Origin of the sequence: Limnohabitans sp. WS1 (assembly GCF_003063265.1) — a bacterium.
GTDB lineage: Bacteria > Pseudomonadota > Gammaproteobacteria > Burkholderiales > Burkholderiaceae_C > Limnohabitans_A.
In genome coordinates, this window is record NZ_NERU01000018.1 from 37,210 (window position 1) to 62,420 (window position 25,211).

Sequence of the window (25,211 nt, forward strand, 5' to 3'; positions counted from 1 at the left end):
ACTAACAGCGGTTAAACGGATCAACCGGGTTACCAAAATGCTGTCACGCTCCAAAATAGCAACGTAATTGAATTACAGGCCTGAGCCATTAAACGCCTCACAAACGAGACTTTTCCTGACATGATTGCCCTTGAGTCCCCACGCCTCATCGCTGACATTGGCCGCATTTATGCCCGCTTCGCCTTAGAACTCGAACGCGACCAGTTCAGCCACCAAGCCTCTTTACGATGCGCCGATCACCCCAGCTTGGAACACGCGATCAGCACTTACTTGGAGTCGCTTCACCCCATTAAGGTAGAACATGCCGCCATCGCGATTGCAACCCCAGTCGACGGCGATCAGGTGCGCATGACCAATTACCACTGGCAGTTTTCAATTGAGCAAACACGCCAAGCCCTGGGTCTGGACACCCTGGTGGTCGTTAATGACTTTACTGCCTTGGCGATGGCCCTGCCAAGGCTTGGGGCCGAGGCTGTGCGCCAAGTGGGAGGTGGGCAACCTGTCAAAAGCAGTGTGATCGGCTTGCTTGGCGCTGGCACAGGTCTGGGAGTTTCGGGTCTAATCCCTTCGGGAGAAGGCTGGTTTTCGTTAGGGTCAGAAGGTGGTCACACCAGTTTTTCTCCACGCGATGATCATGAAATTACTGTTTTACAGCATGCCCTTCAACTGTTTGATCATGTCTCCTTTGAGCGACTGGTTTCAGGATCGGGTTTGGAGTTGATTTATCAGGCCTTGTCTAAAGCAAAAGGACTGCCAAGCACTTATTTGAGCGCCACTGAAATCACACGCCAAGCTCTGGATGACAAGCACCCTTTGTGCTGCAGCACTTTAAATGTGTTTTGCAACATGTTGGGGACCGCTGCAAGTAATCTTGCTGTCACGTTGGGCGCTACAGGAGGGGTTTACATTGGGGGCTCAATCGTGCCTCGTTTGGGGGCGTATTTTGATCAATCCGGTTTTCGCCAACGCTTTGAAGACAAGGGACGATTCCGACAATACGTAGAAAACATTCCAACTTACGTTATCACCGCTGACAACCCTACTTTTATGGGTGTATCGGCCATTTTGGAGACCCAACTTAAGAGCCTCCACAATTCGGCAGGATCGGCCATACTGTCTCAGATCCGCCGATTGCGAACACAACTATCACCCGCTGAACAACGGGTCGCCGAATTGGTGTTAGCACAGCCTCGATCAGTACTCAACGATCCCATCCATGACATTGCACTGGCTGCTCAAGTTAGCCAACCCACCGTCATCCGATTTTGCCGCTCAGTTGGCTGCAAAGGTCTGTCTGACTTCAAACTTCGCTTGGCATCGGGCCTGAGCGTATCCGTTCCCATCACGCACTCTCAAGTCACACAAGAAGATTCACTGCTCGAATTAGGCTCTAAAGTGCTGGGCAATACCGCCAATGCGGTTTTGCAATTGCGTAACGAATTACAACGTGAGCCGATCGACAAAGCGATTGACCTTGTGATGAATGCCAAACGAGTCGAAATTTTTGCTGTGGGCAACTACGCTTCAGTTGCACAAGATGCTCAAATGAAGTTTTTGCGCTTGGGTATTCCTTGTGGTGCACACACCGACCCGCATTTGCAACAACTAGTGAGCAAATTAGTCGACCATGACACAACCACTATTTTTATCAGCAGCGGGGGCAACCTCCCTGAGTTGATGGATTTGCAAAACAAAGTCAACGAGCTGGGATCTCCAGTGATCGCCATCACAGCCAACCAGTCGTTGTTGGCAAAAAAGGCCGATGCCGCCTTGGTCGCAGAGCACAACGAACATGCCACCACCCACCTGCCCATGATCAGTCGGGTACTCCATCTTTTGCTGATCGATATCTTGGTAGTTGGACTTGAAATGCGACTAACCGATGAAGGTCGCAAAAGCAAAGCAATGGCGCTCGTGAACAAACCGGAAGCTTCCCGGTCCCTGCCCATTCTTGGTGTTCGCACCGCCACCCCCATCCGACCATCAATTTCCCACAGTCAATAAAGACAAAGTCAAGGGATTACCCTCATGTAGTTTTGTTTCTTCACTCTTTGAAATTCATGTAACCAAATTACAATTCACTGGCCTTTCATGCATCATGTGAAAGTTTCAACAATGAGGAATCGAACCATGGACGACTACGCCAGCCGGCAAAGAAAGCCGACCAAGCACCTTGTGGGGCTGGGACTGGTGGTGGTGTTGCACCTCTTGCTCTTTTGGGCCATCAGCTCGGGTCTGGCCCGTGCAGTGGTTAAAAAGATTCAAGGGCCTGTGGAGGCGGTCTTGCTGGAGGACACCAAGCCAGACATTCCACCACCACCACCACCACCGCCACCGCCTCCCCCCAAGAACCTGCCCCCACCGCCTCCGGCCTACGTGCCCCCAGTGGATGTGGCCGTTACCGCACCCGCACCGGTCAACGCCATTGCCGCCGTCACAGCGGCTGCACCCACGCAAGCGGCACCGATTGCACCCGCTGCAGTGGCCCCGGCGGCCCCTGCACCTGCACCTGCGCCCGCACCGCCTGCACCCCCCGTGCGGGTGGCTGCCGTGGTCAACTCGGCCAACTGCGAGAAACCCGACTACCCCAGCGCCTCGCGTCGTCTGGAGGAAGAGGGCACCGTGAGCCTGCGCTTCTTGGTGGGCGCAGACGGCAAGGTCATTCAGTCCGAGGTCGAGAAGTCCTCGGGCTTTAGGCGGCTGGACGAGGCGGCGCGTGCGGGCTTGTCCAAATGCGCCTTCAAGCCCGCCACCGTGGACGGCAAGCCCGAGCAGGGCTGGGCCAGCATGAAATACACCTGGCGTCTGGAGTAAAGCGAGCCCGCTTTGCCCACGTCCATCCAATTCAACCGATTTTTTTAAGAACACAGCAGGAGCACCTCACCATGTTCAAACCTTCCAAAAACCTCATCCTGGGCGCAGGCCTGTTGGCCAGCCTGTTCTTTGCGGGCGCTGTGATGGCGCAAGCGGCTGATGCGTCCGCTGCGGCCGCGACTCCTGTGGTCGCTGCGGCAGGCGCCGTTGCGGCGGCGGCCGAAGAAAACCCCTACGGCCTGGGTGCGCTGTGGGCGCAGGGCGACTTTGTGGCCAAGGGCACTTTGCTGATCTTGGTCATCATGAGCATGGGCTCGTGGTACGTCATCTTCACCAAGTTGGCCGAGCAGTCCAAGCTGAAGAAGCAAGCGGCGGCGGCCAAGGAGACCTTCTGGAGCGCCAGCACCGTGGCCCAGGGCAAAGACACCTTGGCGCAAGACTCGGCGTTTCGCTTCATTGCAGAAAAAGGCCTGGAAGGCGCCTCCAAGCACACCGGCTTGCTGGCCTCGGTGGACTTCAATGAATGGGTGAGCATGAGCATCCAACGCGCCATGGCCAATGTGCAAAGCCGCATGCAAGACGGCCTGGCGGTACTGGCCACCGTCGGCTCAACCGCACCGTTTGTGGGCTTGTTTGGCACGGTGTGGGGCATCTACCACGCGCTGGTCAAGATCGGCATGTCGGGCCAGGCGTCCATTGACAAAGTCGCTGGCCCCGTGGGCGAGGCGCTGATCATGACGGCCATTGGCTTGGCGGTGGCGGTGCCTGCGGTGTTGGGCTACAACTGGTTGGTGCGCCGCAACAAGGCGGTGATGGAAGAGGTCAACGCCTTTGGCGCCGACTTGCACGCGGTGCTGCTGGGCTCGGCCAAGAAATAAACCCATCGCCCGGGCGGTGGCAACGCGGCCCGGGCGAGCACACAAGGAGCCATCATGGCCATGAACGTAGGCGAAGCCGACGACGAGATCATCGGCACCATCAACACCACCCCTTTGGTGGACGTGATGCTGGTGCTGCTCATCATCTTTTTGATCACGATTCCGGTGGTGACCACATCCATCAAGGTGGACTTGCCCAAAGAGCAAAACGTGGTGCGCGAGACCAAGCCGGAGAACGTGATCATCTCGGTGGACAAGGCGGGCAAGATTTACCTGTACGACACGCCGATCAAAAACAGCACGGACTTGCTGGAGCGTATGAAGAAGTTCTCGGCCATGAAGCCGCAACCCGAGGTGCAGATCCGGGGGGACGGACAAAGTGATTTTGAGTCGGTGGGGCGGGTGATGTACGCGGTGCAACGCGCGGGCATCACCAAGGTCGGCTTCATCACCGAGCCGAGCAACTGAAACAGACACAGGCAAGGAGCCCAAAATGGGAATGAATGTAGGAACAAGCGCCAGCGACGAGCCCGAGGTGATGGTGGACATGAACACGACGCCGCTGATCGATGTGATGTTGGTGCTGTTGATCATGCTGATCATCACGATTCCGGCGCAGCTGCACTCGGTGAACCTGGACATGCCGCTGCCCAGCAACGCGGCCAAGAAGGTGGAGCCGGTGGTGATTCGCATCGATGTGGATGCAGCCAGTGTGGTGAACTGGAACGGCAAGCCGGTGGAGGGCCGTGCGGATTTGGAGGCCAAGCTCAAGGAGGCGGTGGCGATGCAGCCGCAGCCGGAATTGCACATTCGCTCGCACGCCAAGGCCAAGTACGAGGCGACGGCGGGGGTGATGGCCAGTGCCCAGCGCATCGGGCTGACCAAGCTGGGCATTGTGGGCTCTGAGCAGTTCGTCAATTGAGCAGTCCAGACATTTTTTGTTGAGTACGTTTCTTCCAAGGAAACTTCCAAGTCCCAACCCGCAAGGGGAGGGACTTTTTTTTGATTTACCATCAACGCCACTTGAATGGGACAGATGAATGGCCAAGGCAGAACCGGATAAACGCAAAATTCAGATGGCGGACATCGCCCGATTGGCGGGAGTGTCTACCGCCACCGTTTCGCGTGCCCTCAACGGCAGTCCGCTCATCAACGAAGAAACCCGTTTGCGCATCATCGAGTTGGCCCGCTCGCTCAATTACACGATCAACTTGGGGGCGCAGAATTTGCGCAAGGGCGACAGCTCGACCATTGGGGTGGTGATCCCTTTTGACGCGGCCAACAAGCAAAACATCACTGACCCCTTCTTTCTGGCCATGCTGGGCAGTTTGGCCAACGCCCTGACGGATCGGCAATACGACTTGTTGTTGTCAAGGGTCGATGCTGACCATCTGGATCGAATCTCATCGCTTTACGACTCAGGTCGTGTGGGCGGCATTGTGGTCATTGGGCAGTGGGGTCACCATGATCAACTCAATGAATTGGCGCGTCAGCGTCTGCCATTTGTGGCGTGGGGTGCGCAAATGCCCAATCAGTTGTATTGCAGCGTGGGCTCTGACAACATGAGTGGCGGTGTTTTGGCAACGGAACATTTGCTCTCGCTGGGGCGCAAGCGTGTGGCGTTCATGGGCGACAAAACCTTGCCAGAACCTGAAAAACGCCATGCGGGGTATCTCAAAGCCATGCGCAAGGCGGGAATCAAAGCCGATGTGTCTCTCTATATTCCGACCAGTTTTGCACCACTTGATGCTCAAGAGGCGATGCGAAAACACCTGGACCAGCACGGGCTGAATTTTGATGCCTTGGTCGCTGCGAGTGACCTGATTGCCATTGGCGCCATGGGCGTGTTGAAAGAGCGTGGGTTTCGCGTGCCTGAAGACGTCAGTGTGGTGGGCTATGACGATGTGGAGCCTGCAGCGCACAGCTTTCCGCCCCTGACCACGGTGCGCCAGCCGATGGACATTGCGGGAGTCCAATTGGTGGATGGTTTGTTGCGCGTCATGGCAGGAGAAAAACCACAGCCACAAATGTTGCCCACAACCCTGGTGCTGCGTGAGTCAACCAAGGCGCATTAAGCCACGCTGTGTCCAATTCGGACGGCATTACTTTGTCACTGGCCTGCGCATTTCAAAAGAGTCCGTCACACCTTGCGCGGTTTCGCGCTCCCCCATCAAGGTCTGAGCGCAGCCATTGGGGCTGAGCTTGCCCAGCCAGGTGGCGGCGATGCGTTGGCCGTCGTGTGATTCTTCCAAGGTGAATTCGCCGTCATCCCAATCGGCCACGACTGCAAAGCGTTGCGACCCGGTATCCAATTCGCCGCGCAGGCTTCCGATGTGTTCGGGATGGGGTTTCAGTTCAAGCCGCCATGCATGGGCCTGCGCTTTGAGCTGAACCCGCCACTGGCCTTGCAACTGCAAGGCGCTGATGTCGGCCGCGTCTGGGCACGCTGGGGGTGCCGATTGAATGGGGCCCATCCACCCCAATGCCAGGCACAGCAACAAACGTTGAGAGAGGACTTGTGCGATCGTCATGGTTTGGCAGCCGCTGCGGCGGCAGCAGCCCGTTGGGCAAATTCGGCCCTCAAGGCCTTGAGCTTTTCGCGCGGGTCTTCACGCACCGTGTTTTCGTCCAGCCGCATTTCAGCAATGAAGCGGCTGGGCAGGGCGGCCACGGTTTCGCGTCCTTTTTTGCGGCGCTTGGTCCAGCTCACCGCCAAGCTGCGCTGGGCGCGGGTGATGCCCACGTACATCAGGCGTCGCTCTTCTTGCAGGCGCAGCAAAATGCCTTCTTGGTTTGCCCCGTCGGTGGCATCGTCGTCACCCAGCTTGAAAGGCAGCAGGCCTTCGTTCACACCCACCAGCATCACATGCGGCCACTCCAGACCCTTGGAGGCGTGCAGGGTGGACAGCGTGACCACGTTTTGGTCTTTTTCCCGTTCGCTCAGGGTCGAAATGAGCGAAATGGTTTGTGCCACGTCCAGCAAGTTTTTGATCTCTGTGGCCTGGGCTCCCGTGGCGTCGTCGATCTCACCACCGCAGCGACCGGCCATCCAGTCGCAAAACTCCAGCACGTTGGTCCAGCGGGCTGAGGCCACTTTTTCGTTGTCTTCACCGTCGTAGAGGTGCGATTCGTAGCCAATCTCTTTGAGCCACTCCAGCAAAAAGGCCAACGCGTCGGTCTTGCCCAGGGTTTGGCGGGCGCGGTGCTCCAGGTCATTGATGTAGCGGCCAAACTCGTGCAAGCCCGCCACCGCCCGGGCATTGACGGCGCTGGGCAGGCTGCCGGCAAACAGGGCCTCGAACAGGCTGAGTTTGTATTGCGTGGCAAAAGTGCCCAGTTGCCCCAGCGTCTGGTGGCCAATGCCACGTTTGGGGCTGGTGATGGCGCGCAAAAACGCCGGGTCGTCGTCGTTGTTGATCCACAGGCGAAACCAGGCGCACAGATCCTTGATTTCGGCCTTGTCAAAAAAGCTCTGCCCACCCGAGACCTTGTAGGGGATGTTGGCGCGGCGCAGGGCTTGTTCAAACGGCCTTGCCATGTGGTTGGCGCGGTACAAGATGGCGAAGTCCTTGAACTCGCGGTGCTTGGATTCGAGCGAATGCCCGCTGCGGATGGATTGGATGCGGGCAATCGCCCGGTCGGCTTCGTGTTCTTCGTTCACCGCCTCGTTCAGGCGCACGGGTTCGCCCTCGCCCAACTCCGAAAACAAGGTTTTGGGAAACAGCTTGGGGTTGGGCTGGATCACGTTGTTGGCCGCCCGCAAGATGGCGCTGGTGGAGCGGTAGTTTTGCTCCAGCTTGATCACTTTGAGCTGCGGAAAATCCACCGGCAAGCGCTTGAGGTTGTCCAGCGTCGCGCCGCGCCAGCCGTAAATGGACTGGTCATCGTCACCCACCGCCGTGAAGCGGGCCCGCTCGCCCACCAGGTGTTTGAGCACCTCGTACTGGGTGGCGTTGGTGTCTTGGTACTCGTCCACCAGCACATGGCCCATCTTGGCTTGCCAGCGCTCGCGCACCTCAGGGTACTCGGCGAGCAGCTTCAGGGGCATGCCGATCAGGTCGTCAAAGTCCACGCTCTGGTAAGCGGTCAGCCGCTCTTGGTACAGCGCCATGATGCGGGCGATCACCCGGGCGTTGTCGTCGGGGGCCTGGGCTGCGGCCTGCTCGGCGTTCAGCCCCATGTTTTTCCACAGGCTGATGGTCCACTGCCACTGGCGTGCGGTGGCCGCGTCGGTGGTGCCGCCACAGTCTTTCAGGATGCTGGTCACGTCGTCTGCGTCCATGATGCTGAACTGCGGCTTGAGCCCCAGCACCGCGCCGTCTTCGCGCATGATGCGCACGCCCAAGGCGTGAAAGGTGCAGATCAGCACATCTTTGGCGGCACGGCCAATGAGCTGTTTGGCCCGCTCGCGCATTTCGGCAGCGGCCTTGTTGGTGAAAGTGATGGCGGCGATGCGCTTGGGCTCCAGCCCCGCTTCGATCAAGCGACCGATCTTGTGTGTGATCACCCGTGTCTTGCCCGAACCTGCTCCGGCCAGCACCAGGCAGGGGCCGGAGACATAGTTCACGGCGTCGAGTTGGGCGTTGTTGAGTCCGGCTGACATGGGAAAGTGGGCGATCAGGGCAAAGCAGATCATCATAGCGCCTGACTTGGCGTGTGCCATGGCGAAGCTTGGGCGGCCTTTGGAGGGTGAGGGATGGTCGCGGGTCACGGTCAGGCGGACATGAACTTGTCCGCACTGCGACGGGCGTGGGCCCTGGTGACTACTGGTTTACCCCGACAATTGACGCATGCTTGAAATTTTGCGTGTCACTTTTCCCTTTTTTGCCCTGGTCTTGTGTGGCTACGCGGCTGCCCGGCTGCGGCTTTTGCCCCTAGAGGCCATTCCTGGCCTGAACGGTTTTGTGTTGTTTTTTGCGCTGCCTTGCATGTTGTTTCGCTTCGGGTCGGGCACGCCCATTGCGCAGTTGCTCGATGCTGGGGTGTTTTTCACCTATTTGTTTTGCGCCTTGGTGGTGGTGGGTTTCAGCATCGCCATCAGTTTGAACGCCCGCATTCGCTGGAACGATGCTTCTTTGGGCGCGCTGGTGGCCGCATTTCCCAACACCGGCTTCATGGGTGTGCCCCTGCTGGTGGCTTTGCTGGGTGCGCAGGCGGTGGGCACGGCCATTGTGACCATTGTGGTGGACTTGGTGATCACCTCGTCTTTGTGTGTAGCGCTCTCGCGCATGGATGCGGCGGGCGAGCACGGTGCGGCGGTGGCCGCTCGAAAGGCCTTGGTCGGCGTGCTGCGCAACCCCATGCCCTGGGCGATTAGTTTGGGCGCAGCGTTTTCTTTTTGGAACCTGGAGCTGCTGGGGCCCGTGGCCAAAACGGTGGATTTGCTGGCGGACGCCGCATCGCCGGTGGCCTTGTTCACCATTGGTGCCGTGTTGGCCCGATCTGCCATGTTGGCGCACGAACAGGAGGGGGAGCCCTTGCGGACAGCCGATTATTTGCCCATTGCCTTGGTCAAGTTGGTTTTGCATCCGGTGTTGGTCTTGCTGGTGGGTATGACGGCCATCCAGTTGGGTGTGCAAATCACGGCCTTGGCGCTGCAAGTGATGGTGTTGGTGGCGGCTTTGCCCAGCGCGAGCAATGTGTCCTTGTTGGCCGAGCGACTGGGCGCTGACAACGGTCGCATTGCGCGCATCATTTTGGTGACCACCGCTGCGGCGTTCTTGACCTTTTCAGGGGCGGTGGCGTTTTTCAAAATGTAGCGCTCAGTGTCGAGGGCGCAACGGCCCGGGTCGGCAAAAAAGGGTGCCAGTCCGGCCCACGAAGCGAGTATCGTGCGCCCTTTTCCTTCATATGGACTGCGGGTCCACATCCACCAGCCAGCGGATCACGCCTTTGTGTTCGGGCTGGCTTCGCACTTGATGCAGCACGCCGTGCAGGTGCCAAAGCATTTTTTGCAGGGCCATGCGGTTGGGGCTTTCCAGCAGCATTTGGGCGCGTTCGACATCGGCCACGCGTTGCATGCTCATGGGCACTGCGGGATAAATGCTCACTTGCTGCACCAAGTCGGCTGTGGCGGGGTCGGCGTTCAGCTGTGATTGCAGTGTCTCGCGGGATGCGTTGAGCAGAGCCTGGGCGACCTCTTGGGTGCGGGCGTCGGCACGCAGCAGGGCTTGGTGGCTGATGGGGGGCAGGTCCGCGGCGGTGCGTTCGGTCAGTTCGCTGGCCGCAAAGGCGGGGTAGTCGTGTTTTTTAAGGGCCTCAAACAGCGGGTGTGTGGGGTGAAAGGTCTGCACCCACATTTCACTGCTGGCGCTTTGAGCGGCGTTGCGACCGGCGCGACCTGCCGCCTGCATGAGCAGCGCAAACAAGCGCTCGGGTGCCCGAAAGTCGCTCGAAAACAGCGCCGTGTCGGGGTTGACGGCCGCCACCAAGGTGATGTGACGAAAGTCGTGCCCTTTGGCGATCATTTGTGTGCCCACCAACACATCGACTTGACCCGAATGGACTTGGGCCAGCTGACTTTCCAGGGCACCTTTGAGGCGCGTGCTGTCGGCGTCAATGCGGGCGATGCGCACGGGGCTGCCGTCGGGGCGCAAGACGTGCGCCAGCAATTGCCCCAAGTGTTCTTCGAGTTGTTCGGTGCCTCGGCCAATGGGCGCGATGTCGGCATTGCCGCACTCGGGGCAGGCCCGGGGCACGCGTTCCGTCAGGCCGCAGTGGTGGCAGCGCAGGGTGCGGTCGATTTTGTGGAACACCCGAAAAGCGCTGCAGTGCTTGCACTCGCTTTTCCAGCCGCAGTCGGCGCAGTGCAGCACGGGCGCATAACCCCTGCGGTTGAGCAGCAGCATGCATTGCTCACCGCGCTCGACCCGCTCTTGGATGGCCGCCACCAACGGGGCTGACAACACGGTGCGGCGGGGCTGTTTGTTCATGTCGACCCGGCGTACTTTGGGCAAAACGCCTGTGCCTATTCGGGAGGGCATCAGCAGGCGCTGGTAACGGCCGCCTGGATCGTCCTGCGTAGCCGAGCGGCTGAGGTGCCAGCTTTCGAGCGAGGGCGTGGCCGAGGCCAGCAGCACGGTGGCGTTTTGCAGCCTGCCCCGGTACACCGCCAAGTCGCGGGCCGAGTAGCGTGCGCCTTCTTGCTGTTTGTAGCTGGGGTCGTGTTCTTCGTCGACCACAATGAGTTTCAGGCGCGGTATGGACGCAAAAATGGCCATGCGTGTGCCCAGCACGATGCGGGCGTGGCCCGCGTGTGCGGCCAACCAGGCTTTGAGGCGCTGGGCGGGTGTCATGCCACTGTGCATGGACACCACCGCCCGCGCCCCAAAGCGGGCTTGCACCCGTTCTTCAAGTTGTGGGGTGAGGTTGATCTCGGGCACCATCAGCAGAGCCTGGGCCTGCGGGTCGGCCGCCAGCATGCCTTGCACGGCCTGTAAATACACTTCGGTCTTGCCGCTGCCGGTGCTGCCAAACAGCAAAAAAGGACCCTTACCCAAAGCCATTTGGTCCAGCACCATGGTTTGTTCGGTCGACAGGCTGGGGCTGGGGGCCGTTTGCACGGAGCGTTCGGTGACTTGCTTTTTCAGGCGACGTGCCAATTGTTCGGGTGTCAGGTCACGCAACTGTGGGGGCAGGGCCGACAGGGCCACTTCGCCCAAAGACCGTTGGTAGTACTGGGCTGAAAACTGCACCAATTGACGCCAGGGTTCGTCGAGGGGCGGCAAGCCATCGAGCACGCTGATCACCTCGCGAATGGCCGACGACGCCATGCCTTCAGGGGGTGAGGCATGGACTTTCCAAACCACGCCAAGCACGTTGCGCTGCCCCAAAGGAACCCGCACAAGCTGTCCTGGTTGAACGGCTTGGGTGCACCGATAGCTCAGCAATCCGCCGATCTGGCTGTGGGCGGGTGTTTGAACGGCCGTGTCGATCCAGAAAGAAGCAGGCACTTGGAATCCTGAGGTTTGAATGAATTTGAAAATTTTGATGGTTAAGAAAAGTCTCGAAAACGAGGCTAAGTGCTTGATTTCAAAGTGCTTTGAGGATGCTCCAGAAAATCTGTGGATAACTTTGTTGAAAACTTGTCATGAACCCCCTGAAACCCTTAAAAATCAAGGCTTTCAACAGATTGCTCACCCCGTGGGCATTTTAAATTTCATCAATAAAATCAACAACTTACGAATTTATGGTCTGTTGCGCAAGAGGGCATGAAAATTGAAAGATGATCAACTCACAAAGTCATATTTTGTGCATAAGTCAAGGCGATGGATCTTCTTTTTTTCACAAAAAAGCCAGAACAACCGACTTTTCTGTGGTAATTTTTTTTCCAAGGCCCAAGGCCCAAGGCCCAAGGCCCAAGGCCCAACGTTCAACGCTGCCGCAATTTCCGCGAATGGCTGTGCACCGCCTCTACCAGCGCCGTCACATGCTCGGGCGGGGTGTATTGGCTGATGCCGTGGCCCAGGTTGAAGATGTGCGTGGGGCCGGTGGTGGTTTTGTCGGTGTGTGGTGTGCCAAAGCTGTCCAGCACGCGGTGCACCTCGGTGGCGATCTGCGCGGGGGGCGCAAACAAGATGTTGGGGTCGATGTTGCCTTGCAGCGCTTTGCCGAGGCCACCGACTTCGCCGCCTACCAGAGCCCGGGCGCGGCCCAGGTTCATGGTCCAGTCCAGACCCAGCACGTCGCAGTTCAGACCGGCCATCTCGGGCAGCCACAGGCCGCCGCCTTTGGTGAAGACGATGCTGGGGATGCGCTGGCCGTTGTGCTCGGTCTTCAATTGGCTCAGAACGCGGGCCGTGTAAGCCAGGCTGAATTGCTGGAACGCGCCATCGGCCAACACGCCACCCCAGCTGTCAAAAATCATGGCTGCTTGCGCACCAGCTTCGATTTGGGTGTTCAGGTACAGGGCCACGGCATCGGCGTTGATTTCCAGAATGCGGTGCATCAGGTCAGGGCGGCTGTACATCAGGGTCTTCACATGCCGGTAGTCGTCAGAGCCTGCGCCCTCGACCATGTAGCAAGCCAGCGTCCAGGGGCTGCCGGAAAAACCGATCAGCGGCACGCGGCCGTTGAGCGCCTTGCGGATGCTGGTGACCGCGTCGAACACATAGCGCAGCTTGTTCATGTCGGGCACGGCCAACTCGGCCACGGCCGCTTCGTCGCGCACGTTCTTGGCAAAACGCGGGCCTTCGCCCTGGGCAAAGGACAGGCCCAAGCCCATGGCGTCGGGCACGGTGAGGATGTCGCTGAACAAGATGGAGGCATCGAGCGGGTAACGATCGAGTGGCTGGAGCGTGACTTCGGTGGCGTAGTCGACGTTGGTGGCCAGGCCCATGAAGCTGCCGGCCTTGGCGCGGGTGGCGCAGTACTCGGGCAAATAGCGGCCAGCTTGGCGCATGAGCCAGACGGGGGTGTGGTCGGTGGCCTGGCGCAGGCAAGCGCGAAGGAAGGTGTCGTTTTGCAGGGGGGCGAATGAGCTCATGCCCTTATTGTGGCAGGCCCAGGCCGGGGTTTTCGGCGTCTCTGGCAGGGGCGTCCGCGAGGAGGTGCTCATACCCATGATGGATCCTGCCCTGTGAAGTTTGAAGTGAAAAACGGGTCTTTCCCCTGCGATCACCGGCGCTGTCATTGTGGGAGCCCCGCCCTCGGGGCGATGGGGGGTGGTCTGAGAGACGTCATCGCGGGGAGGGTGTCGCTTTTACAAAAACGTTCATTCAAACATCATCGGAAATCTTGATGGTGCTGTTCCTGTGAGGTTTGCATGGCAAGGCCGGTCTTCTCACTGCGATCACCGGCGCTGTCCGTGTGGGAGCCCAGCCCTCGGGGCGATGCGTGATGGTCTGTGAGGTGCCATCGCGGCGAGGGCGTCACTTTTACAAAAACGTTCATTCAAACATCATCGGGCCGGATCGGGAGGGGCTATTTGGAAAGTATGGGCAGCTCAACGAGCCGGAAGTCCTTGCAAGGCGGTTTGCACTTCGGCCACGCTGGGCAGCTCCGACAAGAGCACGGGCGCACGGCCGGGGGCGTACAGCGCATAGACCGGCACGCCGCTGCGACCCAGCGCCGTGAGCGCCTGCGTGATGGCCGGGTCGCGCCGTGTCCAGTCGGCCCGCATCAGCACCACTTGCCGTTCCGCAAAGTCGGCCAGCACACGGGCATCGGCCAGCGTGGTTTTTTTGTTGTATTGGCAAGTCACGCACCATGCGGCGGTGAAATCCACAAACACTGGGCGGCCTGCGGCCAGCTGGGCTTGCACGGTAGTTTCAGACCAAGGTTGCCAAGTGGTAGCGTTGGCGCTGGACAAGGTGCCGGGTGCGGTTTGGCTGGCGCTGGTGTTGCTGGCAAGTGGCTCAGCAGGCGTTTCACGCAAAGCCAGTGGCAACCAACTGCTGCCCAGCCACAGCAAGGCGGCCAGGGCCACGCCACTCAAAACCCAACGCGTGCGACCGCTCAAGCCCAGGGCCCACACCAGCCAAGCGACCGTGAGCAACAAGGCCAGCAGGCTGCTCGCCCCGTCGATGCCGGTTTGTTGACCCAGAACCCACAGCAACCAAATGACGGTGGCAAACATCGGAAAAGCCATGGCTTGGCGGAAAGTCTCCATCCAAGCCCCAGGGCGCGGCAGAGCGCGGGCCATGCCCGGCCACCAGCTGGCCGCCAGATAGGGCAAAGCCATGCCCACGCCCATGGCAGCAAACACCAGCAGGGCTTGCCACACGGGCAGCGCAATCGCCAGGCCCAGCGAGGCCCCCATGAAGGGCGCGGTGCAGGGTGAGGCCACGGCCACGGCCAGCACGCCCGACAAACCGGCGTTCACCGTGGGGTGTCGGCTTTGCAGCGTGGCCAGACTGCTGGGCAGCATCTGCCCAAATTCAAAAACGCCCGCGAGGTTCAGGCCCAGCAGGGTGAACAAAAGCGCCAGGCCCGCCACCACCGGGGGCGACTGCAGTTGAAAGCCCCAGCCCAATTGTTCGCCTGCAGCCCGCAAGGTCAGCATCAGGCCGCCCAGCAGCATGAACGACAGCACCACACCCACGGTGTAGGCCATGCCTGCTGCGCGGTGTTGGGCCTGCGAGGTGTCGGCTTGCGCAAAACCCATGACTTTGATGGCCAGCACGGGAAACACGCAGGGCATGAGGTTGAGCAAGAACCCGCCGACCAAGGCCCCCAAAACGGCCAGCGTCAGGCCCAGAGCGGTGGTGCTGGAGGCCGCTGGCTTTTGCGCCGCGCTGGCGTTGTCGGCCAGCGCCTTGGCCAATGCGGGCGAAATCTCAGCGGGCGCGGTTTGGGCCAGTGCTGGCCAAGTGCCTTGCACAGGCGTTTCGATGTCAAAAGCCGGGGCTTTGGGCGCAGACTCCGGTCCAGCTGCGATCACCCAGCGCATCGATGTCGGGCTGTCGCCACGTTCTTCAGACACCGGAATCTGGGCGCTCCAAACCGCGCCTTGCCAGCTTTGTGTCCAGTCTTTGCCCTGCACGGCCGCGTTGTGCACCACGTTGGGGGTGACCGGGAAGGCGCTCAAGGTCTGGCCGCGCCAGCCCACAGGCAGGCCGTGCACGCGCAGACTGATTTGTTTGGCGTCAGCGGACAAAGTGGCTTGGCCACCTGTGATCCAAGTGCCGCCTTGTTGCAGCTGAGGCAGGGCTTGGGGGCTGAGTTTTTGGGCTGTTTCAAACCCGGCCGCATCGGTTTTTTGTGGCGCGGCAGAGCTCAGCTGCAAGCTGAAACGGCCTTCTTGCGGGATGCATTCCTGGCGGCAGACCAGCCATTCGGCCTGCAAGCCCAGGGTCAGGGGTCCACTGTCCGGGAAGCGAAAGTCGGCCCCTACCGTCACGGGCACGGTCAGCAGCAAACGGCCTTCGTAGCCGTAGTTGGCCAAGGTGCCGATGGGGATTTTTTTGGGCAGCGGCCAGGCCATCTCACCCGCTTGCAAACCCGCAGGCAGCTGCCACTGCAGCCGCGTGGGCAAGCCCGAGTCGCCGGGGTTTTGCCAATAGGTGTGCCAGTGCGGCTGATGCTCGATCTGCAGGCCCAACCAAAACGTTTGCCCGGCGCGAATGCCCTCGGGGGCGTGCACCCGCAATTCGGCCCGTACTTGGTCGGTCTTGACCACATGGCTGTTACCGCCGAGCAAGGCGGCCGTGCCCGGGGTGCTGGCCGTTACGGACTTGGACGAAAACAAGGGGCCGGTTTGTGCATGGCCGGGCAGCGGAGCCCACAAAAGGGTGCTCAGCCCCAGTCCCACCAGACCCACCCCCCAGCTTTGAACAGTGGCCCAGCCACGCGAGAACACCGAAACTTTCACGCCAATCCTTCTTTCTGACCCCCAACGCCTCGTGCGGGGGGCTCTTCATCACAATTCGAAAGGCACTGTACACGCCCGGGCTCCATTAAGATGCCCCACATGCAAAACCCTTCGCGTTTTTGGGCCGACTGGGCCACCCTCGATTTTCAGGCCTTGACGCCAGGCCGGGCCATCGATCGGGCCATCGCCATCTTGCCCGTGGCGGCGACCGAGCAGCATGGCCCGCACCTGCCGCTCTCGGTCGACACCGATTTGGTCAACGGCGTGGTGGCCGCTTGCCTGCCGCAATTGCCTTCTGACTTGCCCGCTTTGTTTTTGCCCACCCAAACAGTGGGCCTGAGCCCTGAGCACGCGCGTTTTGCGGGCACTTTGACGCTCAAGGCCGAAACCGTGATCCGCCTGTGGACCGACATCGGCGAGTCGGTGGCGGCCAGTGGTGTGAAAAAGCTGGTGCTGCTCAACGCCCACGGGGGGCAGGTCAGCTTGATGGACATCGTGGCGCGGGATTTGCGGGCCCGGCTGGGCATGCTGGTCTACAGCGTGAGTTGGTTCAATTTGCCGCTGCATGACGCGCAAGGCGGGGACGTTAATGCCCTGTTCCCCCCCGAAGAGCACCGATTTGGGGTGCACGCAGGCGACACCGAAACCTCGATGATGCTGGCGCTTCGCCCTGAGCGCGTGCGCATGGATTTGGCGCAAAACTTCCGCTCCACTTCGCAAGACCGCGCCGAGCGGTTTGAAATTTTGGGCAATGGCAAAAGCGCCAAGCTGGGCTGGCAAATGCAGGACTACAACCGCCACGGTGCAGCTGGGAATGCTTCAGCTGCCACCGCCGAAAAAGGCCAAGCTTTGCTGGATGCTTCGGGCCGGGCGCTGGCGCAGTTGTTGGGTGAAATAGACCGTTTGCCGCCCGACACGCTCACCGACCAGGTGGGCTGAGCCCACGCGGCCCCATCTTCAAAAGCTGGGCAGCACCAGGTCGCAGTGTTCGCGGCTCACGCTTTTGGGGTATTCACGGGTCGTGTCGATGCAGCCGCCTTCTGCATAAACACCTTTGGGGTCGCGCATGCGCAGCATGCGGTCCAGTACGCGGGCCCTGGCTTGCGGGTCGGCCTGGGTTTGCGCCACCAAGCGTTCCACCACCGTTTCGTCCATCTGCAGCTCGCCTTGGGCGTCGGTGTAGACGCCGTCTTTCCAATGGAAGATTTCAATGGCTTTGGACTCGAGGGTGAAAGGCGCGTCGCGCTTCCAGAAGTTGCTGAACAGGCCGCCGCCCATGTACATGACCCATGAGCCTTCGTAGCCGGTCACGTCGGAGGAGCGCTCGTCCGGGTTGCGAAACCACAGTCGGTCGCCCGGCACATAAAAATGGGCGGGCAAAGGGGTTTCCATGCTGCCGTACTCGATCAGAAACACCTCATGGAACTGGCCCGAGCGCACAGCGTGGCGTTCATTGAGTTGTTGCAGCTCGGCCAGCAAGGCGGGGTGGTGCGCCTGCAATTCTTGCGCAATGCCCAGCAAGATCACGTATTCGGTGGCTCGGTAGCACGAGAAGTCGTAGAGCTTGCCGGTGGCCTCGGGTTGCGTGGCGGCAATCAGGGCGTTGATCAAAGGGCGGCCCGGCTTGAGGATAAAGCCGGGATCTTCTTCGTAGTGCCAATCGGCTTCGGGGCGCTCGGCCGCTTCGGTTTTGAAGGCCAGTGCGGTCAATCGTGCGGCCAGGGCCATGTTGCGCCGCACCCGGACATGCGATTTCAGCGCTTCCAGATCACGGAATACAAAGCGGTGGGGCGAGCCCAACAGGGCCACCCAGATTTCGCGCTCCAAGGCCCAGGCTTCATCGACGGGCTTGGCTTCTTGACAGGCCCCTAGGGTGCTGCAAAGGTTCAGGCTGTTGTGCCTGGGCATGTGGGTTTGCTGGAATTCGGGCCGCAAGCTGGCCATGAGTGCCACTGTGCCATCTTCAAGGGGCAAACCCAGTGTCTGAACCGCCGACTCCAGGCCCCATTCCCGAAGGTCCGCGCTCAGTTGCACCGCCAGGCGATCGGCCTGATCGGCGGGAGTGCGGGTGAGCTCAATGCCGCCTTCCAAGGTATGAAGGGCAAGCCAGGCAGTCGAACAATTCATGTTGCCTATTTTGCCCTTGCAGTTGCAAGGTTTTTCCTAGGGATTACACCCAATTTTTGTATGGAAATTCACTGTTTCAGGCAAAGGTGACCCAGTCTTTGTGTGCGTCGCTGTCCAGGTGGGGCAGGGTGTTGTAGGTCAGCAGCATGTGGCGCTTGGGGGTGAACACGAACTCGGTGAGCGCCGTGTTGCGGATGCGCAGGTTCAGCTCGATGGTTGTTTCGGGCGGGGTGCCCAGCACCCGGCCCACGGCCGTCGAGATGGGGCCGCCGCTGGAGACGATCATCACGTCACCCGTGTGGTTTTGCCGCACATGGTCTAGCGCCGCTTCGATGCCGCCCACAAAGTCGGCATAGCTGGGCATGTCACGCGGCTGGGTGCGTCCGGCCATCCAGGCCTGCAAGGCGTCGCGCAGCAGGCGAAAGTGGTGGCGGTACAGCTCGGGCGTGTCGGGCTTGGCCAGTGGCTCGGGGTGGATGGACTCGATCAGCGCGTGGCTGTCGTATTCGTTCAGACCCGGCCACACGGCCGGGGTGTGTGGCAGCCCTGCGCCTTCGGCAATGCCTTCCCAGGTTTGGCGGTGGCGCTTCAAGCTGCCCATGAGCACTGCTTCGAGGGGCTTGTCCTGCAGTTTGGGCCGCAGGTATTCACCCAGGCGCACGGCCTGCTGGCGGCCCAGTGGGCTGAGTTGGTCGTAGTCATCGGCCCCGAAAGAGGCTTGTCCGTGGCGGACTAAGTAAAGTGTTCCCATGACCGGGGATTCTGTGCGGGGAGGTCTGAAGGCTTTGTCCCACGAGCGACGGCCATCGTTTGGCGTCGCCGTGGGTCTACTGCGGGTCTACCGCGGGTCTCAGAAGTGCTTGTTCAACACGCTGGAGAATATGTCGCTGTCCACATTCCCGCCGCACAGTGTGGTGCCGACCTGCAAGCCCTTGAGCTGGTCTTTGTCTGCCCAAGCGGCGGCAAAGCTGGCGGCACCTGCACCTTCAGCCAGGTTGTGCGTGTCGGTGTACAGGTCGCGCATGGCCTGTGCGACTTGCGCGTCGTTGACTTGAACCACACGGTCCAACCCTGCTTGCAGGATGGCCAGAGCCTGCGGGTCGGCGCGGCGCACGGCCATGCCATCGGCCAGCGTGGTGCTGACCGGTGCTTCCACCACGCAACCGGCCGCCATCGAGTCGGCGTAGGTGGTGGCGTGGGCACTCACGACGCCGACCACCTTGACGGCGTGCCCCAAGGCCTGTTTGGCCGCTAAGGCGGCGCAGGCCCCAGAGCCCAGTCCAATCGGCACATACAGCACGTCGAGGGCCGGGACGGCCCGCAAAAATTCGACCCATGCGGTCGCCACGCCGACAACCAGAGCCGGGTGGTAGCTGGGAACCATGTGGGCCCCGCGTTCTGTGGCGAGGGCTTGGGCGTGCTCGCGGGCGTCCTGGAAGTCGTCACCATGCTCCACCAACCGAGCGCCCAAGGCCCGCATGGCGGTGTTCTTTTCGACGGAGTTGCCCCTCGGGACCACGATGGTGCACGGGACGCAGTGACGTGCTGCGGCGTAGGCAATGCTCTGGCCGTGGTTTCCTCGGGTGGCGCTGATGACTTCTTGGGGCAAACACTGGGTGTTGCGCAAGTGTTCGAAGTACGTCAACCCGCCCCGGACCTTGAACGCCCCGACCGGTGTGTGGTTCTCGTGCTTGACCCAGCAGTCGGTGCCCAGCCGTTGGCTGAGCGTGGCCCAGCGGTATTGCGGCGTGGGGCCAAAGGCCGCGTAAACGGTTTTGGCAGCGGCTTCGATCTGTGAAAGCGTGGGCAGGTCGGTCATGGTCTTTTCAGGGTCAAGTGACATCAAGTGCCCATCAGAGCGTGATCAGGCCTTGGATGCAGCCCACCACATCGCCGCCTACCCAGACTTGGCCGCTTTCGTCTTGTGACAAAAACACCTGACCTGCGCGGCCCAGCGCGGTGCCCTGGCGGGCGCTGTAGCGGGTGGGCATGTGGCCTTCGGCCATCAGCCATTGGGCCAGCGACGCATTGAGGCTGCCGGTGACCGGGTCTTCGGCGATGCCCACTGGAGCGGCAAAAGCGCGCACTTCCAGATCGGTGGGGTCGTTGGCCATGCGGGTGGACGGCGCAAAGGCGCGAGCCTCGCGGTTGGCGCGGCGGATCAGACTGCCTGCGCTGACCTGTCTTTTGGCTGCTACACCAACCTTGGTGTTCAGGCGTTTGAGTGCTGCGTGGTCAGGTTCCAGCGATAGCAGGCTGTCCACCGAGTCGATCAAAATGCCCAGCCAGTGCGGGCCATTGTTCAAGTCTTGTGCGGCCAGCACCTCGTCGGCGTGCAGGCCCAGCGCCACCAGCACCTCGGCAAGCAGGGCTGGCGCTGGGGTCTGGCGCTGCAAAGGCGGGGCGGCAAAAGCCCAGCGGCCATCAACCGATTTCAAGCTCACCAAACCCACACCACATTCCTGCACAAGTTGGCCACTTTGCCGGGGCTGGCCACCGGCTTGAAGCCAAGCGTGGGCCGTGCCCAGTGTCGGGTGGCCCGCAAACGGCAGCTCAGCGCCGGGAGTGAAGATGCGTACCCGGTAATCGGCCCCGCCCGCAGCCCCTTCAGGCGTGGGCGGCAGCACAAAGGTGGTTTCGCTCAGCTGCGTCCAGCGGGCAAAGGCCTGCATTTGCGCGTCAGACAGGCCATCGCCGTCCAGCACCACGGCCAGCGGGTTGCCCAGAAAGGCCGTGTCGGTGAAGACGTCGACTTGTTGGAATGCGCGGGTTTTCATGGCGGTGTCCAGAGGCAGGTTGATCAGAGCGACTCGCGGATCGCTGCCGCCAATGCGCTCATGCCGGTGTTGATTTGGTCCACCGTGGCGGTCACGAAGGACAGGCGCAGGGTGCTTTCATCGGCACCTTCGGCGTAAAAAGCCGAGCCGGGCACAAAGGCAACGCCTTTTTCCACGGCTTTGTCCAGCAAAGGAATCGCCTTGAGGCCCTGGGGCAGTTGCACCCACAGGAACATGCCGCCCACCGGGCGGTTCCAGCTGAGGCCCAGGCCCGCCATTTCGCGGTCCAGTGCGGCCAGCATGGCTTCGCATTGCTGTTTGTACAGAGCGCGGATGGTGGGCACATGGCGTTCGATGAAGCCGTCTTTGAGCACTTCAGCGACCACGCGCTGGTTGAAGCTGGGCGTGTGCAGGTCGGCCGCTTGCTTGGCTTGCAGCAGCTTGGGGTAGAGCGCTGGGGGCGCGACCAAATAACCCAAACGCAGGCCAGGGGCCAGGATTTTGGAGAAAGAACCCAGGTAAACGCTGCCTTCGGGATGGCGCGAGCTCAGCGAGGGTGCGGGCGGCGCGTCAAACCAGAGGTCGCCGTAGGGGTTGTCTTCGATGATCGGCAAGCCAGTCTCGACAGCCACTTGGGCCACGGCGGCGCGGCGTTCTTCGGTCATGGTGCGGCCGGTGGGGTTCTGGAAGTTGGGCAGCAGGTACACAAAGCGAGCTTTGTCTGCGCCAGTACCCACTTTCGCGCGCAGGTCGGCGGCATCAACGCCATGGTCGTCGCTGCTCACGCCGACGGCCAAAGGCTCCATCGGGGTGAAGGCTTGCAGTGCGCCCAGGTAGGTGGGGGTTTCCACCAGGATGCGGCTGCCCGCGTCGATCAGGATCTTGGCGACCAGGTCCAGGCCTTGCTGGCTGCCGGTGGTGATCAGCACCTGGTCGGGGCTCACATGCATGCCTTGTTTGAGCAGGTCTTGTGCGACCCATTCGCGCAGCGGCGCATAGCCTTCGCTGGCGGCGTATTGCAAAGCGGCTTTGCCGTCATCTCTGAGCACGCGTTCGCTGGCTTCGCGCATGGCATCAATCGGGAAGGTTTGGGGCGAGGGCAGGCCACCGGCAAAGCTGATGATGCCGGGTTTTTCGGTGACTTTGAGGATCTCGCGGATCACCGAGGGGTTCATTTTTTCGGCGCGTTGGGCCAGTTTCCAGTTCATGTTGTGCTCCGTGTTGTGTGTTTAGCGGGCTGTTGGGGCGTTCGCCATGCGTCGCCCCAAAAAAACCGTGGCCACCACCAGCAGGGCAAAACCCAGGGTCATGGCATCCAGTGATTCTCCCAGCAAAGGTATGGCTGCCAAGATGGTGATGAACGGTTGCAGCAATTGCAGCTGGCTCACCCGCAGCGGGCCGCCCAGCGACAGGCCGCGAAACCAGGCAAAAAACCCCGCCCACATGGAGAACGCGCCCACATAGAGCAGGGCCAGCCACGAGAGGGGCGCTATGGTTTGGTCGGGCCACGTCAGCCAGGCCCCGGGCAGCGTGATGGGCAAGGCCATGACACACACCCAGCTGATGACTTTTTCTGCCCCCAAGCTGGCCGTGACTTTGGCCCCGGCCACATAACCCAGCGAGGCGGCCAGCACCGCACCCACCAGCAGGGTGTCGGCCCAGGTCAAGCCAAAGCCCTGTGGCACACCATTGTCCATTTGTGATGCTCGCAGCAGGCTGTAGACCGCCACCAAGGCGCTGCCCAAAGCGGCAAACACCCAAAAACCCAAGCGTGCGCGTTGCTGCATGAGCCAAGCGGCCGCCGCCGCCGTGGCCAATGGCAGCAAAGATGTGATCACGGCGGCGTGGCTGGCCGTGACATGGCGCAGCGCCCAGCCCAACAGCAAGGGGTAACCGATCACATTGCCGGCCAGCGAGAGCAGCAAAGAGCCACGCTGGGAAGGCGTGGGGCGTGGTGCACGCACGGCCAGAAGGTAAACGAGCGACAGGCCCCCGGCCAGCGCCGCACGCGCCCAAGTGACAAACCAGGGCGACATTTGTGGTGCATCCACCGTGCCCGTGGCCAGGCGCGTCATGGGCAAGGTGAGTCCAAAAATGAACACGCCCAGAAGCCCCAGCCAAAGGCCCAGGTTCTCACGCTGTTGAGGTGGGTTGTTCATGCGGGCATCAAGCTGCGCTTTGGCGCAAGCCGTTCAGAATCCACAAAACCGTGGCCACCAGTGCCACCGACATGCAGCGGTTGAACATCAGCAAGCGGCGGCCGTGCGCCAGCCAGTGCCGCAGCATCGAGCCGGCCACCGCGTAGGTCAGGTTGCTGAAAAAGCCATAGGCCACCATGATGGGCAGCAGCACCAGCGTGCGGGCCGTGGCGTCTTCGCGCCCGGCCACCCAACCCGCCACGATGGCCAAGGCCAGCATCCAGGCCTTGATGTTGAGGAACTGCAGGCCCACGCCTTGTACAAAGCCCACCTGCAGTTTGGCGCTGTCGGCCTGCTGCAAACTGCCGCTCTGCCACAAACGCGAGGCCAGCCACAGCAAATAACCCGTGCCCAGCGTCACGATGCCCCAGCGCAAAGGGGGAAAGGCCACCACCAAACCGCCCAAGCCCGTGGCGCACAGCACGAACAAAATGCCCCAGCCCACTGGCACCGCGCACACAAAGCGCATCGCCTGGCGCAGGCCGTGGTTGGCGGCCATGGCGGTCGACAAGGTGGTGTTGGGCCCGGGAGTGAAGCTGCTCACGGTGGCGAGCACCAAAAGGGCGCTGAGTTCTGAAGCGGTCATGGTGATGAATGTAGTGCTGAAATGAGTACAGTATCGGTACAGTTTGCAAGATCATTTTGAAAACTGTACTGACCCGCCTGACCGCACACTTGTTTGAATGCCGCCCATGTCTTTGCTCAGCCGTGAATCCACCCAACCCCTGACCGAGCAGCTCGCGCAGCGCTTTGTGACGCGCATGCGTGACCAGTTGTGGGTCTCGGGGGCGCGTTTGCCTTCGGTGCGGCAATGCGCCCAAATGCATGGCGTGAGTGCCTCCACCGTGGTGGCTGCCTACGATTGGTTGGTGGCGCAGGGTTGGGTGGAGGCCCGACCAAACCGGGGCTTTTTTGTGCGCGACCGGGTGCAGCGCACACCGCCTTCACCCATTGCGGCCGGGGGCGTTGTGCCCAGCCCGCCGCCTGTGAATGCCGCAAGCTTGATTCGCGGCATGTTCCACCAGCCCAGCGCCGAGCCGCAACCGGGCATGGGCGTGTTTCCTGCGGATTGGTTGGATGCCGATTTCTTGTCGGCGGCTTTGCGCAAGGTGGTGACCAGTCCGGCTTTGCGCGAGTCGTCCTTGCGCTATGGCGAGCCACAAGGGGACACCGGTTTGCGCGAAGCCCTCTCGTCCAAGCTGGCCAGCATGGGTTTGCACGCCGCGCCAGACCAGCTCATCACCACCGTGGGGGCCACGCATGCGCTGGACATCATCAGCCGCACCTTGTTGCGCCCGGGCGACTGCGTCATGGTGGAAGAGCCGGGTTGGGCCATTGAATTTGCCCGCTTGCAAAACCTGGGTGCGCGCATCTTGCCTGTGCCGCGTCTGGAGACGGGGCCAGATTTGGACGTGGTGGAGCGCTATGCCCAGTTGCACGCGCCCAAGATGATGGTCAGTGTGTCGGTCTTGCACAACCCCACGGGCTACGGTTTGTCCATGCCCGTGGCGCACCAGTTGGTGAACTTGGCGCACCGCTACAACTTTCATGTGGTGGAAGACGACACCTACGGGCACATGGCCCCGGCGCATGCGGTGCGCTTGTCGGTGCTCGACGGTTTGCAGAAAACCATTTACGTCAGCGGTTACGCCAAGATCCTCGCGCCCAGTTGGCGTGTGGGCTACATGGCCGCGCCAGCCGACTTGAAAGATGCGTTCTTGGACACCAAGCTCCTGTCCACGCTCACCACCCCGGTGCTGTTTGAAAAGGCGCTGGCGCTGTGCCTGGAGCAAGGCGCGATTCGGCGGCACACCGAACGCTTGTCGCAACTGCTGGACGCCGCCCGCAGTCGCAGTGTGAAGCTGGCGCTGGCGCACGGTTGTCAGTTCGTGGCACCGCCTCAGGGCCTGTTTGGTTGGGTGGATGTGGGGGTGGACACCGATCTGCTCGCGCTGCGCATGCACGATGCCGGGTACCTGTTGGCACCCGGCTCTTTGTTCCATGCCGACCGCAGGCCAGGTTCCTTGATGCGGGTGAACTTTGCCAGCACCCAACAGGAACCGTTCTGGCGAGCTCTGGCCAAGACCCGCGCCGAACTGTTGTGAGC

Annotated in this window: 22 protein-coding genes; 10 read left to right on the plus strand and 12 right to left on the minus strand. The window is 61.1% G+C overall.

Features of this window, described 5'->3' with window-relative positions; translation table 11 throughout:
* The first annotated feature begins 120 nt into the window (after positions 1-120).
* The 6 genes from B9Z48_RS17805 to B9Z48_RS17830 all read left to right on the plus strand — a co-directional run bounded on the left by B9Z48_RS17805 (position 121) and on the right by B9Z48_RS17830 (position 5,767).
* Positions 121-2,004, plus strand: a complete 1,884-nt coding sequence (locus B9Z48_RS17805; RefSeq protein WP_108380163.1) for a glucokinase — start codon at positions 121-123, stop codon at positions 2,002-2,004.
* A gap of 126 nt (positions 2,005-2,130) precedes the next feature.
* A complete protein-coding gene (locus tag B9Z48_RS17810; protein WP_108380164.1) occupies positions 2,131-2,814 on the plus strand; it encodes an energy transducer TonB in 684 nt (227 codons plus the stop codon).
* A gap of 71 nt (positions 2,815-2,885) precedes the next feature.
* Positions 2,886-3,692: a MotA/TolQ/ExbB proton channel family protein gene (locus tag B9Z48_RS17815; protein ID WP_108380165.1), complete on the plus strand. Its 807-nt coding sequence runs from the start codon at positions 2,886-2,888 to the stop codon at positions 3,690-3,692.
* A gap of 54 nt (positions 3,693-3,746) precedes the next feature.
* On the plus strand, positions 3,747-4,160 hold the full coding sequence (locus B9Z48_RS17820) for a biopolymer transporter ExbD (RefSeq protein WP_089963644.1): 414 nt from the start codon (positions 3,747-3,749) through the stop codon (positions 4,158-4,160).
* A 25-nt stretch (positions 4,161-4,185) separates the two neighbouring features.
* Positions 4,186-4,614 (plus strand): biopolymer transporter ExbD, encoded by a 429-nt coding sequence (locus tag B9Z48_RS17825; protein WP_108380166.1) that lies wholly within the window; start codon positions 4,186-4,188, stop codon positions 4,612-4,614.
* Positions 4,615-4,732: 118 nt separating this feature from the next.
* Positions 4,733-5,767, plus strand: coding sequence for a LacI family DNA-binding transcriptional regulator (locus tag B9Z48_RS17830; RefSeq protein ID WP_233261186.1), 1,035 nt, complete (start codon positions 4,733-4,735; stop codon positions 5,765-5,767).
* Between the two features lie 27 nt (positions 5,768-5,794).
* On the opposite strand, the gene B9Z48_RS17835 is transcribed toward B9Z48_RS17830, so the two are convergent.
* A complete protein-coding gene (locus B9Z48_RS17835; RefSeq protein ID WP_146186324.1) occupies positions 5,795-6,223 on the minus strand; it encodes a hypothetical protein in 429 nt (142 codons plus the stop codon).
* The gene (locus B9Z48_RS17840) at positions 6,220-8,295 is read right to left on the minus strand and encodes an ATP-dependent helicase (protein WP_108380192.1); all 2,076 of its coding nucleotides are present in this window, start codon (positions 8,293-8,295) and stop codon (positions 6,220-6,222) included. The genes B9Z48_RS17835 and B9Z48_RS17840 overlap by 4 nt, the downstream gene beginning before the upstream one ends.
* 187 nt (positions 8,296-8,482) lie before the next feature.
* Here B9Z48_RS17840 and B9Z48_RS17845 point away from each other — a divergent pair, with 187 nt between their 5' ends.
* Positions 8,483-9,451, plus strand: coding sequence for an AEC family transporter (locus B9Z48_RS17845; protein ID WP_108380168.1), 969 nt, complete (start codon positions 8,483-8,485; stop codon positions 9,449-9,451).
* 87 nt (positions 9,452-9,538) lie between these two features.
* Here the strand turns inward: B9Z48_RS17845 and priA are convergent, their stop codons facing one another.
* A complete protein-coding gene (gene priA / locus B9Z48_RS17850; RefSeq protein WP_108380169.1) occupies positions 9,539-11,644 on the minus strand; it encodes a primosomal protein N' in 2,106 nt (701 codons plus the stop codon).
* A gap of 19 nt (positions 11,645-11,663) precedes the next feature.
* Between priA and B9Z48_RS17855 the strand changes: the two genes are divergently transcribed.
* The gene (locus tag B9Z48_RS17855; protein ID WP_108380170.1) at positions 11,664-11,906 is read left to right on the plus strand and encodes a hypothetical protein; all 243 of its coding nucleotides are present in this window, start codon (positions 11,664-11,666) and stop codon (positions 11,904-11,906) included.
* 157 nt (positions 11,907-12,063) lie between these two features.
* On the opposite strand, the gene hemE is transcribed toward B9Z48_RS17855, so the two are convergent.
* Positions 12,064-13,176, minus strand: coding sequence for a uroporphyrinogen decarboxylase (hemE, locus tag B9Z48_RS17860; protein ID WP_108380193.1), 1,113 nt, complete (start codon positions 13,174-13,176; stop codon positions 12,064-12,066).
* 459 nt (positions 13,177-13,635) lie between these two features.
* A complete protein-coding gene (locus B9Z48_RS17865; RefSeq protein WP_233261189.1) occupies positions 13,636-15,810 on the minus strand; it encodes a protein-disulfide reductase DsbD in 2,175 nt (724 codons plus the stop codon).
* A 291-nt stretch (positions 15,811-16,101) separates the two neighbouring features.
* Here B9Z48_RS17865 and B9Z48_RS17870 point away from each other — a divergent pair, with 291 nt between their 5' ends.
* Positions 16,102-16,941, plus strand: a complete 840-nt coding sequence (locus B9Z48_RS17870; protein WP_108380195.1) for a creatininase family protein — start codon at positions 16,102-16,104, stop codon at positions 16,939-16,941.
* 18 nt (positions 16,942-16,959) lie between these two features.
* Here the strand turns inward: B9Z48_RS17870 and B9Z48_RS17875 are convergent, their stop codons facing one another.
* The 7 genes from B9Z48_RS17875 to B9Z48_RS17905 all read right to left on the minus strand — a co-directional run bounded on the left by B9Z48_RS17875 (position 16,960) and on the right by B9Z48_RS17905 (position 23,690).
* A complete protein-coding gene (locus B9Z48_RS17875) occupies positions 16,960-18,129 on the minus strand; it encodes a hypothetical protein (protein WP_108380171.1) in 1,170 nt (389 codons plus the stop codon).
* A gap of 76 nt (positions 18,130-18,205) precedes the next feature.
* Positions 18,206-18,880, minus strand: a complete 675-nt coding sequence (locus B9Z48_RS17880; protein WP_108380172.1) for a histidine phosphatase family protein — start codon at positions 18,878-18,880, stop codon at positions 18,206-18,208.
* Positions 18,881-18,979: 99 nt separating this feature from the next.
* The gene (locus tag B9Z48_RS17885; RefSeq protein WP_108380173.1) at positions 18,980-19,948 is read right to left on the minus strand and encodes a threonine dehydratase; all 969 of its coding nucleotides are present in this window, start codon (positions 19,946-19,948) and stop codon (positions 18,980-18,982) included.
* Positions 19,949-19,982: 34 nt separating this feature from the next.
* Complete coding sequence (locus B9Z48_RS17890) at positions 19,983-20,906, minus strand: PhzF family phenazine biosynthesis protein (protein ID WP_108380174.1); 924 nt, start codon at positions 20,904-20,906, stop codon at positions 19,983-19,985.
* A gap of 23 nt (positions 20,907-20,929) precedes the next feature.
* The gene (locus B9Z48_RS17895) at positions 20,930-22,114 is read right to left on the minus strand and encodes a PLP-dependent aminotransferase family protein (protein WP_108380175.1); all 1,185 of its coding nucleotides are present in this window, start codon (positions 22,112-22,114) and stop codon (positions 20,930-20,932) included.
* Positions 22,115-22,135: 21 nt separating this feature from the next.
* Complete coding sequence (locus tag B9Z48_RS17900) at positions 22,136-23,065, minus strand: DMT family transporter (RefSeq protein WP_108380176.1); 930 nt, start codon at positions 23,063-23,065, stop codon at positions 22,136-22,138.
* A 7-nt stretch (positions 23,066-23,072) separates the two neighbouring features.
* Positions 23,073-23,690, minus strand: a complete 618-nt coding sequence (locus B9Z48_RS17905; RefSeq protein WP_089963668.1) for a LysE family translocator — start codon at positions 23,688-23,690, stop codon at positions 23,073-23,075.
* A 112-nt stretch (positions 23,691-23,802) separates the two neighbouring features.
* Here B9Z48_RS17905 and B9Z48_RS17910 point away from each other — a divergent pair, with 112 nt between their 5' ends.
* Entirely contained in the window at positions 23,803-25,209 is a 1,407-nt protein-coding gene (locus B9Z48_RS17910; protein WP_194944909.1) for a PLP-dependent aminotransferase family protein, read from the plus strand.
* The last annotated feature ends 2 nt before the right edge of the window (positions 25,210-25,211 follow it).